We start from the raw sequence: 17,943 nt of genomic DNA on the forward strand, positions 1-17,943 counted from the left end.
ATCTTGATACAGCAAACCACCCTTGCCACTGAGATTGCTGTCTGTTTTGCCGATGAGGCGGGTAGGCAGGATGCGCTGCAGCTGTCCGTTCGTTTAGGTCTGCCCTTACTGGAACAGTATGACCTGCGAGACGAACAGTACGCTCAGTTGCTGATCTGTGAATCCGGCAGTCGGCGTTTGCAGCAGACTGGCCGTAAAGCGCCGGGGCCGGTGCTGGCGGATTTCGTCTCGGGTGCTGTGGCTCACCGGCGTAAGTTTGGTGGAGGCAAAGGGCAGATGATCGCTAAAGCGGTCGGTATTAAAGGTTCGGTGCGGCCGCAGATAGCCGATGTTACCGCCGGTCTGGGACGGGATAGCTTCGTTCTGGCGACGTTAGGCTGTGATGTGCAGATGGTGGAACGCTCTCCAATTATTCATGCGTTGCTGGAAAGTGGATTGCAACAGGCTCAGGCGGATCCGGAAGTGGCCGATATTGCCGCCCGGATGACGCTGGTTAATGCTGACAGTATCAACTGGCTGGCAGAGCAGCAAACCTCTGATCAGAGGCCCCAGGTGATCTATGTTGATCCAATGTTTCCGCATACCGATAAGTCAGCGCTGGTGAAAAAAGAGATGCGCGTGTTTCGTGATGTGGTAGGGGATGATCAGGACTCTGCGGCTTTGCTTGAGGCCGCCCTGCAGCTGGCTGAATACCGTGTGGTGGTCAAGCGGCCCCGCAAAGCACCGGCCATCGAAGGGCATGCGCCCAGCTATCAGCTCAATGGTAAATCCAGTCGTTACGATATCTACACGCTGAAAAGCCTGCTATAAGCAGGCCCTCTGGTGCTGGACGATCAGTAGTGCGGTGGTGGAACATCATCTTCTGCGGTGCTGATCTGGTCAGGTGCTATCTGCTTAACCTGCTGATGAAGAATCTTAATGATCTGAGTCAGTCGGGCAATTTCGGCACCCTGCTTTGCCATCTCTGCGCTCATTTTATCCAGCGCGTCTTCCTGAAATGCGATCCGTGATTCCAGATCCTCGAGTAGCGGTTGTTGCTTCATAGACCCTTTTGTACCCTTCACTGTGTTTTAGCATTTAAGTTGTTAATTGGTCGCAATTATACCCTATTACGGAGCTGTATCAGTGTTTGAACGGCTAAGCGATTGAAAAAAAGCATAAAAGTCGGTATATAGAGTGGTCTGGGTTCTTTTTTCTATGAGCCCTGTTTTTTATTCAATAACTTTAATTAATTATAAGAGATCTATATGAGTGTTAATCAACTTATACGTAGTGTAGTTGTCAGCGCACTGGCTACCGCAGTCATTCTGTTTTTGCAGGGTGCATTGCCGGGCGAGGGCGGGTTGCCGTTTTTTGATATTGGTGTTGTGTTTGTGGTTGTATTGGTTAGCTGTGTTATTGCCGGCTTGGGATCTGCCAGCGAAGAGGAAACCGATGAGAATGATGACCGTGAGTTAGGTACGGTAAAGTGGTTTAATGTGTCAAAGGGGTTTGGCTTTATTACCCGTGAAAATGGCGACGATGTGTTTGTTCATTTTCGCAATATCCGTGGCCGGGGGCATCGTTCACTAACCGAGGGGCAAAGTGTTCGCTTCACTGTGAAAGAGAGTGATAAAGGATTACAGGCAGAAGATGTGTCTGTGGCCCGTTCCTAGTTGGTCCCTGATTGAAAAACGGGAGCCTTGTCTCCCGTTTTTTATGCCCGGAAAATGAACTGCTTAGATCAGTTCCAGGCTGGCGCAACGCTGCAATAGCTGGTCCCGGCTGCAGTAACCAGCGCAGATCACCTGAATGCCTTTCTTAGTTTCCAGCCCTAGAAACGGAAATCCCTGAATGCCGTGTTGCAGACAAAAGTCCAGGTCTTCAAACAGGGTCTGTGCGGTTTTTTCGCTATACATCTGGCTGGAGAAACGTTTACGGTTTAAACCGATCTCTTCGGCCAGATCGGTCAGCACAGAAAGGTCGGAAGGGTTGCGGGCTTCCTGATAATAGGCGGTCTGAATGGCTTCGGCCATCAGCATACCGCTGCCGCTGCTGATCAGATCCGCACTGATTACCGCACGGCAGGCTGGGTAAGTCGACCTGCGTGGCTGACACTGTTTCCAGAACTCATGGTTAAAAGGGGTTCCGGTGCGTTGTTCTATCTCATGCCAGGTTTGTGCAATTGCCTGCTGCATCTCGTCTGCCATCGGTTTATCGTTATCCGGTGCGAGTCCCCCCATATAGCAAAATATCCGGATCCCAGGGCGCAACCGGCTAATCATATCCCTGAGGTGCGGCTGAAAGGCATAACACCAGCTGCACATGGGATCCATTACGTAAATCAGTGACATACACAACTCCGTTCAGAACGCCTTCTGGTAGTTTAGTTATATCAGATCAGATTGAGTAATTAATTGAAAAGATTATTTATTTTCATTGCTTTTGTTGAATTGTAACAGTAATATGCCTGCCACGTTGATGCGGGGTGGAGCAGCCTGGTAGCTCGTCGGGCTCATAACCCGAAGGTCGTCAGTTCAAATCTGGCCCCCGCTACCACAACGGAAAGATAAGCTAATCGAAAGATTGGCTTTTTTTTCGTCTGAAATTTGAGATTAGGCGTCGGCTCGGCTCTTTATAAGCGCTCGGGAAGGTCGTCGGTTCAGGTCTGGCCCCGCTACCACAACGGAAAGATAAGCTAATCGAAAGATTGGCTTTTTTTTCGTCTGAAATTCGGTGGTTTTAAGCTAGCATAGAAAGGGTCGGGCTCGGCTCTTAATAAGCGCTCGGGAAGGTCGTCGGTTTAGATCTGGCCCCCGCTACCACAACGGAAAACAAGACTAGCCGAAAGGTTGGCCTTTTTTTTGTCTGAAATCTGAGATCAGGCGTCGGGCTCGGCTCTTAATAAGGGCAGGAAGGTCGTCGGTTTAGATCTGGCCCCGCTACTACAACGGAAAACAAGACTAGCCGGAAGGTTGGTCTTTTTTTGTCTGAAATTTGAGATCAGGCGTCGGGCTCAGCTCTTAATAAGGGCAGGAGGGTCGTCGGTTTAGATCTGGCCCCCGCTACCACAACGGAAAACAAGACTAGCCGGAAGGTTGGTCGTTTTTTGTCTGAAATCTGAGATCAGGCGTCGGGCTCGGCTCTTAATAAGGGCTGGAAGGTCGTCGGTTTATATTTGGCCCCGCTCCCACAACGGAAAGATAAGCTAATCGAAAGATTGGCTTTTTTTGCCTGAAATTCGGTGGTTTGAAGCTGGCATAGAAAGCGTCGGGCTCGGCTCTTAATAAGGGCTGGAAGGTCGTCGGTTTAGATCTGGCCCCCGCTACCACAACGGAAAACAAGACTAGCCGAAAGGTTGGTCTTTTTTTTGTCTGAAATCTGAGATCAGGCGTCGGGCTCGGCTCTTAATAAACGCTCGGGAAGGTCGTCGGTTTAGATCTGGCCCCGCTACTACAACGGAAAACAAGACTAGCCGAAAGGTTGGTCTTTTTTGTCTGAAATTTGAGATCAGGCGTCGGGCTCAGCTCTTAATAAGGGCAGGAGGGTCGTCGGTTTAGATCTGGCCCCGCTACCAACGTAATAATTAAAGGTGTGTCGTAATGACATGCCTTTTTTGTGTCTGTAACAAAATCCTTTAAAGCCCGGGTTGAGTGTTTATGGTCGTGGCACTTGTCAGCTGTTTTATCGCGAAACCGGTTTATGCAGGTTAAAGGATGGTGTTTACTCACGGGCTTATAAAAAAGGCTTGTAATAAAGAGCAAAACCAGAGATGAAATGCCAACTGATTCTAATCAAATACACCTGCGTTAAGAACCCTGTCGTCATTGTGGAACAGGTTGTTATCCATTACCCAAGTTGGGTAATTTAACTGGCAAAAACTGATTGAGATCACTTTTTATACTGTTGGGCTGTGTTATCTTCTGTTCGTAACGTGATCAAACGAGCGTTTGTATAGAGGTTTGAGGCCTGGGGGGGCTAACAACACGTGAATTGATTGAAACTTCATTAGCTTTTAATAGGTGTAAGGCTATGAACAGATATCTGATTCCAGTAATGTCCCTCCTTCTGCTGCTGCCCTGCAGTGGAAACTGTGCCGGACTGGACGGCTTGATGGACATGATAGCAGGTGCAATCGGGCGTGCAGAATTGCAACAGAACGATAAGGAGCAAGCCGGCCAGTCTGAACAGCAGACTGAGCAGGAGATTGATCTCTCAGGCAAGTTCTATCAGATGGCGCGAAGCAACCGGTCTGGTCTGAATGTTGACACCGGTCAGTTTGTGTTGGTGCGGGTGTCATCCGGTGTGTATGCACTTTACAGTCTTAACTCTGAAGACCGAAAAGATCCCGGTGTGTGGCTGGGTAGTGTTAACGGGCGTCTGGGTATGGGAGTGTCGTATAAGTTCTGAAAACTGAAACTCACCAATGCCACTCAGTGGTAGTTGGTTTGATTTGCTGAGGGTGCATGTCAGCACTCTCTCCGGGGTAGTCGGGATCTTTAGTCATGGTTGTTAGTACCCGGCAGGTTAACAGAATTACTTGTAAAGTCTTCAACTGATCTGTTTCAGATCAATTCAGCACATTCCATCTGATCTTCTCTGATCATCAAGCGTGTATCAACTGCTCATACAAGGGCTGATATCTGCACTGTCATCATTTCAACAGATAGTTTAATACCAGTCGGGTAAACACTGAGGCTTTCTCCGCATGCGGCCAGTGTCCGGTGCCCTGTACCATCCGGTAGTCGGCTTTTGGGAACAGCCTGAGTATCTGATCGCGGTAGTCTGCAGTGATATAATCTGAGAGTTCGCCTTTAATAAACAGTACGGGCTTTTCGAAAGCAGGACCAGAGGGCGGCTTGCTAATCTCAGCATAACAGGCTTCCAGCACCGGCAGGTTCATCCGCCAGGCAAACTGTTTCGCTTCGGTTCGATAGAGGTTGGTGAGCAGAAACTGACGTACACTGAGTTCATCGATATAGTGCGCCAACTGCTGATCTGCTTCTCCACGGGACTTCAGGCTACCGAGTTGTACTGCATTCAGACCGCGGAATACATCGCTGTGGTGGTTGGGGTACTGTACCGGGGCGATATCGACAATAATCAGCTTGTCGACCCGTTGAGGGTGATTCATCGCCAGTTGCATAGCCACTTTTCCACCCATGGAGTGGCCCAGAATATGGGCGCTTTTCAGCCCCTGCTGATCCATCAGTTCGATAATATCATCAGCCATCAGCGGGTAGCTGGTGGTGTCGGTGTGGGGGGAGCGCCCATGGTTGCGCAGATCCACGGCATAAACCGTGAAGTGCTCTGACAGGGCTTTGATCTGTCCACTCCAGTTCAGCAGGGTGCCAAACAGCCCGTGCATAATGATCAGGGGGGCTCCGCTACCGGAGACCTGAAGGTGCAGTTGCATAAGTGTGCTCCATAAAAAAGACCGGGGCAGAAGCGGCCGGTCTTTAGTATTACAACAGTTGTGGATAACTGATTACAGAATATCCAGCAGCTCTACATCAAATACCAGCGTTGAATAGGGTGGGATACCGCCGGGTGAACCCTGGGCACCATATGCCAACTGATAAGGAACCGTCAGACGCCATTTAGCGCCTTTGGTCATCAGTTGCAACGCTTCAGTCCAGCCTGCAATCACACCGCCGACAGGAAATTCTGCTGGCTGGCCGCGATCATAAGAGCTGTCGAACACTTTGCCGTCGGTGAATGTACCATGGTAGTGAGTACGTACGGTCGATTCACGGGTTGGGCTTACGCCACCCTCTTCACCGGCAGTGATAATTTCGTACTGCAGGCCTGAATCGGTAACAAATACCTCTTCGCGCTGAGCGTTCTTCTCCAGGTAAAGCTCGCCTTCTGCGGCAGCCTCTTTCGCCAGCTTTTCAGCTTTTTCCTGCATGCGAGCCTGAATCTCGTTAAATGCAGCCTGGATTTTTTCGCCTTCGATGCTCAGTGCTTCACCGGCAAACGCTTCCTGGATACCCGCAATGACGGCATTCAGTTCAACGCCCTCAAAGCTCTGGTTGGCCAGGTGGTCGCCCATCTGACGGCCGATACCGTAGCTGGCGATCTGTTCAGTTGTTTCAAATTTAATATCAGACATGAGTACTCTGTCGGTTCGGTTTAAAGAGCGCAAAAGCCTATCATATTTAGACGCCTATATCTCGTCTGCAGTGTTACTGTTTAACAAACAGCAGGGGGTCAACCCTGGTGTTATTCAGGCTAACGCTCCAGTGCAGGTGAGGCCCGGTAACACGACCGGTTTTACCGATAGCGCCGATACTGTCGCCGGTATTAAGCTGATCGCCGATCTTTACATCAATTCTGCTCATGTGGCAGTACATGGTGGTGAGGCCATAACCGTGATCAATTATCACTGTGTTGCCATTAAAAAAGTATTCGCCAACGGCAACGACCTTACCCGGTGCCGGGGCGCTGATAGCCCCCCCCTGACCACCGGCAATATCCAGGCCGCTGTGAGGATTGCGTGGCTGGTCGTTGAAAAACCGTTTAAGGCCAAACGGGCTACTGAAACGGCCGGTGGCGGGTAGTTCAAAGTTCACACTGCTGATCTGAGGTGTGCTCCAGCTTTTGAATGCTGCAACCATCTCCGTTTTTTCGCGCTTATAGCGGGCCAGGTCCTGCTTGTTTGGATTGACGTGACGCTTGTTGGTAACGGTAAGCCGCTGCTCCTCATACTCTTTATCCTGAATCTGGAATGGAAAGCTCTTGCCATCGGCTTTCATCAGCTGATCTTTTGTAGCCTTAGCCGAGAGCGGAATACCGATCACCGCGACCCAGGACGCCTGTTGTGAAAAGGGCGTTTCTGTGGTGGGTAAAACCATCACCCGGTTACCCTTATACCAGGCAGATGGGGCCGTTGCGCTGTTCAGACCGGTGAGAGGTATCAGAGCGATACCGCCGGGAACCCTTGATTCCTGGGGCAGATCAACCGCTGCAGCGGAGTAGCTGAGTAACAGAGTGAATATAAAACTGAAAAGACGCATAGTGATTTTTTACTCCTGTATAACCTGAGTGACTCTGCTGACAAAGCGGCCCTTACTGAGTCGTGTTTCGACGGTGCTTTCTGGTGTTATCTGGCTGATATCCTGAATTACCTTACCCTGTTCATCCTGAACGATAGCGTAACCGCGGTCCAGCGTTGCCAGAGGGCTGACGCTGTTGAGTGTGGCCGCCAGGCCGCTGAGTTTAAGGTTGCTCTGTTTCAGATGGGTCTGGATCAGGGTGAATAATCTGTGCTCCAGCTCATCTTTACGCTGCTGCCCGGCGGCGATACGGGGCATCGGAGAGCAGCGCTGATAACGTTGTTGCAGCTGTTTGAACGTCTGTTTTTGTCGTTCAATGTGGTGTCTGACCGCACGTTGCATCCGCAGTTCAAGGTCATCCAGTTTCTGTGCCTGCTCCCTGAGTTTGTCACCGGGGTGGCGTAACCGGCTGCGGGTCCATTGCAACTGCTGTTGGCGTTGCTGATGGTTGCGCTGCCAGGCGCGCAGCAGTCGCTGCTGTAGTTGTTGCAGGCGCAGCAGAATCTGTTGCTGATCCGGGCTGATAAGTTCTGCTGCGGCCGAGGGGGTGGCGGCGCGCATATCCGCAACAAAGTCAGCGATAGACACATCTGTTTCATGACCGACAGCGCTGATGATGGGGATCTCGCTATGAAATATGCTGTGCGCTACGATCTCTTCGTTAAACGGCCACAGGTCCTCCAGAGAGCCACCACCACGACCGACAATCAATACATCACAGCGACCATCCTCATTTGCCAGTCGGATCGCATTGGCTATCTGAGCGGCGGCTTCACTCCCCTGTACGGCGGTTGGAAACAGTGTCACGGGGAGTGAGGGAAAGCGGCGTTTGAGCACGGTCAGAATATCGTGAACCGCCGCTCCGGTGGGTGAGGTGATCACGCCCAGGTGTTTCGGGTGAGTCGGGACCGGTTTTTTAAATGCCGGATCAAACAGGCCTTGTTGCTGCAGTTTGAATTTGAGCGCTTCATAGGCTTGCTGCAGTGAGCCGACACCGCTCTCTTCCATATAATCGCAGATCAGTTGGTAGTCACCCCGACCCGGGTATAAGCTGACTTTCGCCCTGACGACGACCTTGTCGCCGTTTTTAGCCTGGTATTTCAGGTATTGATTGCGGTTGCGGAACATCGCGCAACGCACCTGAGCGTCCCGGTCTTTGAGGGTGAAGTACCAGTGTCCCGAACTGGCTTTAACCACATTGGAAAGCTCGCCCTCCACGTGGATGGTGAGAAAAGAACTTTCCAGCAGGGATTTTACCTGGCGGTTGAGTTCGCTGACACTCAGAGCCCGGTTGTCGGTTCTGTTGGCGGTCTGATTCTGGGCGTGTGTATAAGGTTGCATAGTGCGCATATTAAACCAACCGATCATCGCTTTGTAACGGCTGTTTGGCAGAATGGCTGAATTGAATAAAAATGGCTGGGATTCGTTGCATTTTGATTGTCGGACGTTCGACAAAAGGCTATAATCCCGCGTCTTATTTTTTTAGACACTACAGGCAATCTCACCCATGTTGCGAATCGCTGAAGAAGCCCTCACTTTTGATGATGTTCTACTGGTTCCCGGTTACTCCGAGGTTCTGCCTAAAGACGTTTCGTTAAAGACACGCCTGACCAAAGGCATCGCCCTGAACATTCCTCTTGTCTCCGCCGCTATGGATACGGTTACTGAATCCGGCCTTGCTATTGCTATGGCGCAGGAAGGTGGTATCGGTATTATCCATAAAAACCTGACTATTGAGCAGCAGGCTGAACAGGTCCGCAAGGTCAAGAAGTATGAAGCCGGCGTTGTCAGTGATCCTGTCACCTGCAGTTCGGATATGAGCGTTGGTGAATTGAACGCCCTGTCTGCCCGTCTCGGCTTCTCCGGTTTTCCTGTTGTTGATAACGGTGAGCTGGTGGGTATTGTGACTGGACGTGATGCCCGTTTCGAAAAGAAACTGGAAGCCTCTGTTGCATCCATTATGACCCCTAAAGAGCGCCTGGTAACGGTGATTGAAGGGGCCGACCCTGATGATGTTCGCAACTTGCTGCGCAAACACCGGATCGAAAAAATTCTGGTGGTTGATGATCAGTTCGCACTGCGCGGTATGATGACCGTTAAGGATATGAATAAGGCGTCCACCCACCCGATTGCGGCTAAAGATGGTAAAGGTCAGTTGCTGGTGGGTGCTGCTGTTGGTACCGGGGCAGAAACGGCAGATCGTGTTGATGCACTGGTTAAAGCGGGTGTGGACGTGATTATTGTTGATACCGCCCATGGTCACTCCAAAGGGGTTATTGAGCGTGTGTCCTGGGTAAAACAAACTTATCCGAATGTTCAGGTGATCGGTGGTAACATTGCCACAGCTGAGGCAGCGGTGGCGCTGGCCGAAGCGGGTGCCGATGGTGTTAAGGTGGGTATCGGCCCTGGCTCTATCTGTACGACACGCATTGTTGCCGGTGTTGGTGTTCCACAGATCAGTGCCGTGGCCAATGTGGCCGCAGCGCTTGAACCTTACGGCGTACCCTGTATTGCTGATGGCGGTGTGCGTTTCTCTGGCGATCTGTCCAAAGCGATTGTAGCAGGTGCATCTGCTGTGATGATCGGCTCTATGCTGGCGGGTACTGATGAGGCGCCGGGAGAGGTTGAGCTGTTCCAGGGACGTGCCTATAAGTCATACCGTGGCATGGGGTCTCTGGGGGCAATGGCCCAGACCACCGGTTCTTCTGACCGTTACTTCCAGGATGCAGCGGAAGGTGCTGAGAAACTGGTACCGGAAGGCATTGAAGGCCGGGTGGCCTGTAAAGGTCCGATGGGTGGTGTTGTGCATCAGTTGGTCGGAGGGCTGCGCTCCTCAATGGGCTACACCGGTAGCCCGGATATTCAGACGATGCGTACGGTGCCACAGTTTGTTCGCATCACCAGTGCAGGCATGGCTGAAAGCCATGTTCATGATGTCAGTATTACTAAAGAAGCACCTAATTATCGCGTCGGATAATCGCTTCAGAATGATTAAAACAGGTGGGATGGCTTCGGCCCTCCCACTTTTTCTTTTTTAACACGCTGCTAAAACAGCCAATCGCCAGCATACACCTGCATAGGTATTGGCGATGATTTCGGAGTCATCGAAATGTCACAAGATATTCATGCTCAACGAATTCTGATTCTGGATTTCGGTTCGCAATATACACAGCTGATCGCCCGGCGGGTACGTGAGATCGGCGTTTACTGTGAGATTCATCCATGGGATATGGATGAGGCTGAAATCCGTGAATATAACGCTAAAGGGATTATCCTGGCGGGCGGACCGGAATCCGTTACCGAGGGCAACTCTCCCCGCGCTCCTCAGTCAGTTTTTGAACTGGGTATTCCATTGCTGGGGATCTGCTACGGTATGCAGACGATGGCTGAGCAACTGGGTGGCAGCGTTGTATCCTCTGATCAGCGTGAATTCGGTTATGCCAAAGTACGTCTCGAAGACAGTCCGAGCCGGTTGCTGGAAGGTATAGAGGACCATATTGCTAATAATGGCTCCCTGTTGCTGGATGTATGGATGAGCCATGGCGATAAGGTGGGTAATCTGCCGGAAGGCTTTAATGTGATTGCCAGCACCGAGAGTGCTCCGGTTGCAGCGATGTGTCATCCGGGTAAAAACTTCTACGGCGTACAGTTCCATCCGGAAGTGACTCACACTAAACAGGGTGGGCGAATTCTGGAACGTTTCGTTCGTGATATCTGTGACTGTGACGCGCTCTGGAATCCGGCCAATATTATTGCTGACCTGATCGACAAGGTGCGTGAGCAGGTTGGGGATCAGAAAGTGCTGCTGGGTCTTTCCGGTGGTGTGGACTCATCGGTGGTTGCGGCACTGTTGCACAAAGCGATTGGTGAGCAACTGACCTGTGTGTTTGTTGATAACGGTCTGCTGCGCAAGAATGAAGGCGATCAGGTGATGGACATGTTCGCTAAGAACATGGGGGTCAAGGTTATCCGTGTTGATGCGGAAGACCTGTTCCTGGGGCGCCTCAAGGGTGAAAATGATCCCGAAGCCAAGCGTAAAATCATCGGTAATACCTTTATTGAGGTGTTTGATGAGGAAGCCACGAAGCTGACTGAGGTGAACTTCCTGGCGCAGGGTACGATCTACCCTGACGTGATTGAGTCTGCCGCGGCAAAAACCGGTAAAGCGCATGTGATCAAATCTCACCATAACGTCGGTGGCCTGCCGGACGATATGAAGATGGATCTGGTCGAACCACTGCGTGAGCTGTTTAAGGATGAGGTCCGCAAGATCGGTCTGGAACTGGGACTGCCTTACGATATGGTTTACCGCCATCCGTTCCCCGGTCCGGGTCTGGGAGTGCGTATCCTTGGCGAAGTGAAGAAAGAGTATGCCGATATTCTTCGTGAAGCGGATGCGATTTTCCTGGAAGAGCTGCACAAAGCGGACTGGTATCACAAGACCAGTCAGTCATTTGCAGTATTCCTGCCGGTGAAGTCTGTCGGTGTGGTTGGCGATGGTCGCCGCTACGAATACGTTATTGCACTTCGCGCGGTTGAAACCATCGACTTTATGACCGCTCGCTGGGCGCATCTGCCCTATGAGCTGCTGGAAACGGTATCCAGCCGTATCATCAATGAGATTGCCCATGTGTCACGGGTGACCTACGATGTTAGCTCTAAGCCGCCAGCGACCATTGAGTGGGAGTGATATAGTCTGAAAATGAAAAGCCCGCTGATGCGGGCTTTTTGTTGTCTGCGCAGATTCAGATCAGGATGAAGGCACGGTCATGCTTATGCGGCGAGCAGGAGGGCCTCCAGCGACAAGGATGCTGGTCGTTACCTGGGGCCACTGATCCTGACCATCCGGAGTATGGTGCTGGGCCACCCTCTACAATCGTTCTCTGCTATGGTCGTGGTGATGCCTCCAGGCCGCTGTTAGCCTATGGCACCTAGACCCAGATTCGCAAGCGGTATAATCTCACTCCACTACAAAGTGTCTGAAAAGTAACACTGGCCCGGCCTGTTAAAGCTTTATTGATGCCTATCCAGAAAGCCCCTTCACCAAACCGCATAAGATGAAGCTCCCAAGCTGAAATAGTTTAAGAGGAGAGATGAACGGTAAGCAAAATTGGACGGTCAATTGCCACCGACATGCGTCGTGATAAATATAGGCTGTAGCTGTTCAGCTATCTAAAACAGCAAAACTTCAAAGCGGCATTGGATATATTTCCCGAACTGGCATCCTAACCGGTTGATACCTATCCGTTGCTAAAGTATTTTTACAATAAAGCGTTGTTAAAAACCAACCAGCTGGCCAAGGCGATGCAGAAGCTTTATCAATATTAACGAGCAAGGCACTGGCGCAGCCCACTGCGCCCGAGCGTTGGAAATGATTAACGACACAGAATCTGAACTTTAACCTAACCGCATAGTGACAGAACGAAGGAGTCGTCATGAAAAGCGTCATAGAACACTACAAATATTTTACCTTGCTGGTTTTAGTGGGATTGTTAAGCGGCTGTGCCGTAACGCTTGACGTCGATAATATGAACGATAGCTATGGCGACCCCGATCAACTAATAAAGGCCGATGGTATTCCCCAGCAAGGCTACTATACCACTCGTGTGATCTCAGACGAAGACACCCCTAACCGCTTGTATAACAATGGGGATTTCATTGGCAACACTTATGTGCTGGATATCGATCTGGAACTAAAAAAAACCGCCAATGGTAACTATTACCGGTTTTTGATTACGCCTCTGCATCTGAGCAAAGAATTGAAGGCCAGTTGGAATCCCTGGCTTCAGGCCATGTTGAATTTCACCAGTACCGGCGAAGACCCAAAGGCTATTAAGCTATATGCTAAACTGCCAGACGATCTGACCCAAAATAGCGACGGCAAGATCGTCACTGACTGGTTTATCTGCGATGTCTGTACCAAAGGCAAAACATCCCAGTTCGCAGAATTGGCGAATGCAGACTCAAAATCGACACATCGTTTCTGGTATCAATTCGTTCAGTCACCAACCTACGAACCCAACTGGCAAGGCGACATGGCAGCCCGGGAACACCAAATCACGGTGATTGCCGAGGAAAATAAACGCCGCATTGAAGCGATTGAAGCGAAAATGCCGCCTTCTGTACGTCGCGATAAATACATGGTTCAGCTTTCCAGTTATCTGAAAAAACAAAACTACAAAGCTGCCCTGGATGTATTTCCTAAACTGGAATCACTACCGATTGCTACTGATCCGTCGCTGAAGTATTTCTACGGCGAGGCACTGTTAAAAACCAATCAGCCTGCCAAAGCGATGCAGAAATTGTATCAATACATCAATGAACAGGGCACCGGTGCGGCTCACTACGCCCGGGCGTTGGAAATGATTAATGAAGCTGAGTCACAATTATGAATACCAATTGTAAGGGGGTGTGGCTGATATTCCTGGCAGCACTTATGCTAGCGGGCTGTCAGACTAATCAGGTCACAACACAGACCTCCGAGCTTGCAAGCAGCGCATCTGTGCCAAGCAGTCAGGAACAGGCGCAACGCTTGCTCAGTCAGAACCCTAAACTAACCACTGTTTATATCTTTGTTCCTAAACTATTACGGGCAACGGACTATGCCAACTCTATGAATGGCAGAACAGCTAATCTTAGAGTCAACCTCAACGGCAAAACTATAGCTATTTTGCCGGTACAAAGAGGGCTGAAACTTGAACTGCTCCCCAACCAGCAATATAACTTTGTGTACGGGGAAGATTGGGAACAGCAAAACGAGCATATGTTAAGGAAGGTAGTTTTAAAAACGCTGGCACCTGGGACCTTCAAAGCCTTTGATGTGTATACCGAAATGGAACATGCCAACGTTGCAGAAGTAAAACGACTGACGGTGAATGAAACACTGGATCGCCTTAACAGCTATGCTATGGTCCAGGCTAAAGTCCCCATGCCTGAGATTGCTTTGGCAGCTAACGGTTTCAATCAACAGTTGGATAGCTGCCTGAAACAGAACGAACTACCTCCCTGCCAGCAACTGGTGCAACGTCTGCCCAAAGGCTTCGCGCCCAATAGTATTGTTGAACACATAAAATTAATTGAGACCGAACAAGCCCGCAAACAGCAGTTAATCGCCATGGAAGAGGCGTTACCCACCAGCGTTCGTCGCGATAAATATATGGTCCAGCTTTCCAGTTTTCTAAAAAAACAAAACTATAAAGCAGCCCTGGATGTATTTCCCAAACTGGAAGCACTACCGATTGCTACTGATCCGTCGCTGAAGTATTTCTACGGCGAGGCACTGTTAAAAACCAATCAGCATGCCAAAGCTATGCAGAAACTGTATCAATATATTAATGAGCAAGGCACTAGCGCTACCCATTATGCGCAAGCATTGGAAATGATTAACGATGCAGAATCAAAACTTTAACCTGACAGAATATCAGCGTTGTAGGAGAGCAACATGATTCGTAAGCGGTTTTTACTTATCTTTTTCGTCATGGCACTGACTGGCTGCGTACAACCTGCATTGAAAAGCACTAACGTTGCCAGCAATGAGCTGATCTCCTCAGAAGTCACGGCTGAAAAGAACCTTACCCATGTTTATATCATGTCCCCCTCACCCAACAACGAAAGCTATGACTTATATTTTGGTACCACCAAAATAGCTCGCCTGGATAAAGGGCAGGCGGTACATCTGAAGTTATTCCCCAATAACGCCGCCTATAAACTGACCATTAAAGATGTGCTTTACGGCCCGTCACGCGACATTCAGACAGTTGTGAAAACAACGAAACCGGGGAAGGTCTCTTACTGGGTTATTGACAGCCACTATTCTTATTGGAAGCCGGTTCATCCTAAAATCGCACCAATTGACGGACAGCAAGGGGCGCAGACCCTAAAAAACTACACCTTGGTTAAACCACTGGCGACTGAGGCAACCATCGCATTTGCGGGGATATCCTCTATTCAGGAAGACCGGGACGCCTGCATCAATGGCAATCAACCGGATAAGTGCCTTAAGCTGCAATCTGAACTATCAGCAAACCTGATACCGGCCGCTGTCGCTGAAAAAGTCTCCCAAATACAGGAGCAAGCAGAGCAACAGCAAAAACTGGATGCCCTGGAAGCTAAGCTGCCCGCCAACGTGCGTCGCGATAAATATATGGTGCAATTGTCCCAGTTTTTGAAACAGCAAAATTATAAAGCCGCATTAGACGTTTTTCCCAAGCTGGAAGGCCTGCCGATAGCCACTGACCCGTCGTTGAAGTATTTCTACGGCGAGGCGTTGTTGAAAACTAACCAGCCTGCCAAAGCGATGCAGAAACTGTATCAATACATCAACGAGCAAGGTACCGGTTCAACCCACTATGCCCAAGCGTTAGAAATGATCAATCAGGCCGAGTCTAAACTCTGACTGGCAAGGAGCGGATGGTGAACTTATTTAAAACTACAATACTAACCCTCTCTTTGTTACTGGTTAGCTTGTCCAGTAGGGCAGAACCCAGCAATGAAGCGTTTGAAAAACAGCTGGATTTCACTATCCGCAGTGCCTGTCACGGTTATATGGTCGATGCGTTACCGAACTTCCTTTCCGGGGTGCGCAGTTGGCTCAATGCCAGCAGTCCGTTTTGCCAGACAGTGCGGACACTGCCAGATGATCAGTCGGCCTATGCCGAGCTTAAACGGGAGAACCCCAGCGTCGATTACCGTAATGATCCGGAATATAAAATTACTGTAGGAGGCTATAACGCAGATCGTGATCGTTTCAACGACTGTAACGACTGGATGTGTGAACACATTCGCAAACAGGTTTATCACAAAGGTCACCCCATCAGTTTGGCGGATTACAATAAAGTCGAGCAGCATTGTAAGGGCCCAGGGGAATACAACTGTATTGAGCACTGGTTCAAAAGCTGGCCGAGGCCCCTGCCACCCCTTAAGACTCAGCAGGCTGATACCGGTATGTCGTTGGACGCTATGATGGCAACTGAGTCCCCGCTTTCCGAAAAGGCGCAGCAGGCACCAGTCAATCCCAGCAACTTATCACTAGACAGCATGCTGGCTGAAGATCAACCAGCGGCTACAACGACACCACAGCCATCACAAGCATATACAAAGGGGCCTGATACCAGTCTCGACAATATATATGCCGCTCGAGAGCAGTTGGCTCTTGATGATTCGATGAAAAGTATTCGTGGCTACAACGAGCGTATGAAAAACCGCTGCAAGTGTTCATTAAACAACACAGGCTGTTATCAGTTACCGGATGAATCCCTGCTGGATCGCGCCAACAAACAGGAGCAGCAACGTTACCAAGCCTGCATGCAATGGCAGGAGCAACGCTCAATCCAGCCGGCATCCAGTCAGGCCGCTGACCAGCAATTAAAAATGCTGGCCAGCCTGGAAAAGCAGATAAACACTAATGATGAAGAGATTACAGACGCTATCAACGATTGGAAACGTCAACGCCGCGAGCAAATCGCTCAACAGCAACAGGAAGCAAGTGACCGCTCCAGTACTGGCTACCTCGCTGGTATGGCTTCTATACTGTTACAAGCCGGGGCGGTGGCCAATGGTAATATCAGCGTCGAGCAGGCATCGCAGAATGCGGTGCAGATCGCCAATAGTGTGGAGAGTGGAGAAAGCTGGGGCTCTGCCATGGGTAATACCCTGACTTCTTCAATTACCAATCTGCCGCGCTCTGGCAGCGGGACTGGCACTGGTACTTCATCCGCTGATGCAATCGGCAATTTTTCGTTTTCCTGTTACACTCAGGGCGTATTTATCTGCACTAACTACACCCTGCACAGTAAGCAACGCTTTGAACAATTTAAACAACAGTGTCAGCAAGCTGGTAGTCGTATTGTTTCGTCATGCGACAGCAATGCACCAAGTTGCACTCAAAGCAGTTCTACTGGGCAGCAAACCACTTATGATTACACCTCGGGTTCTGATGACCTGAAACAAAAATGTCAGGCCAACGGAGGGAGTTTCCGACCTGGCTAAGAGCACTGACAGTAAACCAGGCTTTAAGCGATTCTGGAGGTGTATTGCCTGAAAAGTGCCTCCTGCAATTCGCTACGGGAAATTAGGCCTACAATCTCTACATCGCTGCAAATCTTTAAAGTCCGGCACCACTACACAAGTGGATGGCGGACCAGGACCAGTAATACTTGGCCCAGCGCACAGTGTAATGGGACCATATCACCTAACCTGTCAGCAGTTCTCTTCGAGATGTTGTGCATAGACGAAACGGTGGTAAACCGCACGGCTGACGCTTCTGGATGCATCGTACAGTCCCCGGGCACCAAACAGCACCTGCTGGTATTTGGACAGGCGGTTCTCAATATTGATGATCGCATCATGAACCTGGAAGTCGAAATAGTCCTGACAGGCTTTTTCTGTGTTGGTGGTTGTTTGATGCCAGATGACAAGGTTGATGATCAGCAGAATAAGCGTGACCAGAGCTGGCAGGCTTCGAACCAGTTTTAACCGCTTGGCCTCTGTATCAATGATTTTTATTATGAAGTTACATCAGTTTCAAAGTCATAAAAAAACCTCAACCAACCATGGAATTTAAATGGCCAGGGGACGGGATATCCTATGACACTCATAGTGTGTAGTTATGGAAATAGCCCGCTTGGTTTCTATAGAGAACAGTACCTTAGTTCAGCGTCTCTGGTTAGGCGACCCACGGTTGCTATCTGGTATCAAACCGATGATTAGCAGGGTATAGAGAGTTGAGGGTGAGCATCGCCTCTTTTATCAGCTTGCGGTTTTCATATTCATGACTCGGAAGAAGCTGCCGCCTGCTGTTCGATCAGGGTCTGTGTTGCTTCGGCTGGCATGGGGATCCCCAGATAGTAGCCTTGAACCTGTCCAGAGCCGGGTGCGGTATGGATGCGGGCCTGTTTGCTCATTATCG

Annotated in this window: 17 protein-coding genes and 1 tRNA gene; 11 read left to right on the plus strand and 7 right to left on the minus strand. The window is 50.1% G+C overall.

Features of this window, described 5'->3' with window-relative positions:
• Positions 1–6: 6 nt before the first annotated feature.
• Positions 7–810 carry a class I SAM-dependent methyltransferase gene (locus tag OCU43_RS04385; protein WP_245756604.1) on the plus strand — a complete coding sequence of 268 codons (804 nt, stop codon included), beginning with the start codon at positions 7–9 and terminating at the stop codon, positions 808–810.
• Between the two features lie 23 nt (positions 811–833).
• Here the strand turns inward: OCU43_RS04385 and OCU43_RS04390 are convergent, their stop codons facing one another.
• A complete protein-coding gene (locus OCU43_RS04390; RefSeq protein WP_091359891.1) occupies positions 834–1,043 on the minus strand; it encodes a SlyX family protein in 210 nt (69 codons plus the stop codon).
• A 204-nt stretch (positions 1,044–1,247) separates the two neighbouring features.
• On the opposite strand from OCU43_RS04390, the gene OCU43_RS22220 reads away from it, so the two are divergent.
• Positions 1,248–1,655 carry a cold-shock protein gene (locus OCU43_RS22220; RefSeq protein WP_091359889.1) on the plus strand — a complete coding sequence of 136 codons (408 nt, stop codon included), beginning with the start codon at positions 1,248–1,250 and terminating at the stop codon, positions 1,653–1,655.
• Between the two features lie 63 nt (positions 1,656–1,718).
• On the opposite strand, the gene OCU43_RS04400 is transcribed toward OCU43_RS22220, so the two are convergent.
• Positions 1,719–2,333, minus strand: coding sequence for a DsbA family protein (locus OCU43_RS04400; protein ID WP_091359886.1), 615 nt, complete (start codon positions 2,331–2,333; stop codon positions 1,719–1,721).
• 128 nt (positions 2,334–2,461) lie between these two features.
• On the opposite strand from OCU43_RS04400, the gene OCU43_RS04405 reads away from it, so the two are divergent.
• Together OCU43_RS04405 and OCU43_RS04410 are read left to right on the plus strand one after the other, a co-directional pair.
• Positions 2,462–2,538: transfer RNA gene (locus tag OCU43_RS04405), tRNA-Met, on the plus strand.
• 1,554 nt (positions 2,539–4,092) lie between these two features.
• On the plus strand, positions 4,093–4,389 hold the full coding sequence (locus OCU43_RS04410; RefSeq protein WP_175483556.1) for a hypothetical protein: 297 nt from the start codon (positions 4,093–4,095) through the stop codon (positions 4,387–4,389).
• 244 nt (positions 4,390–4,633) lie between these two features.
• Here OCU43_RS04410 and OCU43_RS04415 read toward each other — a convergent pair whose 3' ends face one another.
• The 4 genes from OCU43_RS04415 to xseA form a co-directional block, all read right to left on the minus strand.
• Positions 4,634–5,395 carry an alpha/beta fold hydrolase gene (locus tag OCU43_RS04415; RefSeq protein WP_091359881.1) on the minus strand — a complete coding sequence of 254 codons (762 nt, stop codon included), beginning with the start codon at positions 5,393–5,395 and terminating at the stop codon, positions 4,634–4,636.
• Between the two features lie 72 nt (positions 5,396–5,467).
• Positions 5,468–6,094 carry a BamJ family beta-barrel-assembly machinery protein gene (gene bamJ, locus OCU43_RS04420; RefSeq protein WP_091359879.1) on the minus strand — a complete coding sequence of 209 codons (627 nt, stop codon included), beginning with the start codon at positions 6,092–6,094 and terminating at the stop codon, positions 5,468–5,470.
• A gap of 73 nt (positions 6,095–6,167) precedes the next feature.
• On the minus strand, positions 6,168–6,998 hold the full coding sequence (locus OCU43_RS04425) for a peptidoglycan DD-metalloendopeptidase family protein (protein WP_091359877.1): 831 nt from the start codon (positions 6,996–6,998) through the stop codon (positions 6,168–6,170).
• 9 nt (positions 6,999–7,007) lie between these two features.
• Complete coding sequence (gene xseA / locus OCU43_RS04430; RefSeq protein ID WP_091360079.1) at positions 7,008–8,378, minus strand: exodeoxyribonuclease VII large subunit; 1,371 nt, start codon at positions 8,376–8,378, stop codon at positions 7,008–7,010.
• 166 nt (positions 8,379–8,544) lie between these two features.
• On the opposite strand from xseA, the gene guaB reads away from it, so the two are divergent.
• The 7 genes from guaB to OCU43_RS04465 all read left to right on the plus strand — a co-directional run bounded on the left by guaB (position 8,545) and on the right by OCU43_RS04465 (position 17,510).
• Positions 8,545–10,014 carry an IMP dehydrogenase gene (gene guaB, locus OCU43_RS04435; protein ID WP_091359876.1) on the plus strand — a complete coding sequence of 490 codons (1,470 nt, stop codon included), beginning with the start codon at positions 8,545–8,547 and terminating at the stop codon, positions 10,012–10,014.
• A gap of 132 nt (positions 10,015–10,146) precedes the next feature.
• Complete coding sequence (gene guaA / locus OCU43_RS04440) at positions 10,147–11,727, plus strand: glutamine-hydrolyzing GMP synthase (protein WP_091359873.1); 1,581 nt, start codon at positions 10,147–10,149, stop codon at positions 11,725–11,727.
• Between the two features lie 745 nt (positions 11,728–12,472).
• On the plus strand, positions 12,473–13,429 hold the full coding sequence (locus tag OCU43_RS04445) for a hypothetical protein (protein WP_091359870.1): 957 nt from the start codon (positions 12,473–12,475) through the stop codon (positions 13,427–13,429).
• Positions 13,426–14,445, plus strand: a complete 1,020-nt coding sequence (locus tag OCU43_RS04450; protein ID WP_091359868.1) for a hypothetical protein — start codon at positions 13,426–13,428, stop codon at positions 14,443–14,445. Before OCU43_RS04445 ends, OCU43_RS04450 begins: the two co-directional genes overlap by 4 nt.
• Before the next feature lie 33 nt (positions 14,446–14,478).
• Positions 14,479–15,432 (plus strand): hypothetical protein, encoded by a 954-nt coding sequence (locus OCU43_RS04455; RefSeq protein WP_091359865.1) that lies wholly within the window; start codon positions 14,479–14,481, stop codon positions 15,430–15,432.
• Between the two features lie 17 nt (positions 15,433–15,449).
• Positions 15,450–17,024, plus strand: coding sequence for a hypothetical protein (locus OCU43_RS04460; RefSeq protein ID WP_139203197.1), 1,575 nt, complete (start codon positions 15,450–15,452; stop codon positions 17,022–17,024).
• Positions 17,025–17,252: 228 nt separating this feature from the next.
• On the plus strand, positions 17,253–17,510 hold the full coding sequence (locus OCU43_RS04465) for a hypothetical protein (protein ID WP_091359860.1): 258 nt from the start codon (positions 17,253–17,255) through the stop codon (positions 17,508–17,510).
• A 293-nt stretch (positions 17,511–17,803) separates the two neighbouring features.
• On the opposite strand, the gene OCU43_RS04470 is transcribed toward OCU43_RS04465, so the two are convergent.
• A complete protein-coding gene (locus tag OCU43_RS04470; protein WP_261832981.1) occupies positions 17,804–17,938 on the minus strand; it encodes a hypothetical protein in 135 nt (44 codons plus the stop codon).
• Positions 17,939–17,943: the final 5 nt, after the last annotated feature.

The sequence above is a fragment of the Amphritea atlantica genome (assembly GCF_024347255.1).
GTDB classification, from domain to species: domain Bacteria; phylum Pseudomonadota; class Gammaproteobacteria; order Pseudomonadales; family Balneatricaceae; genus Amphritea; species Amphritea atlantica.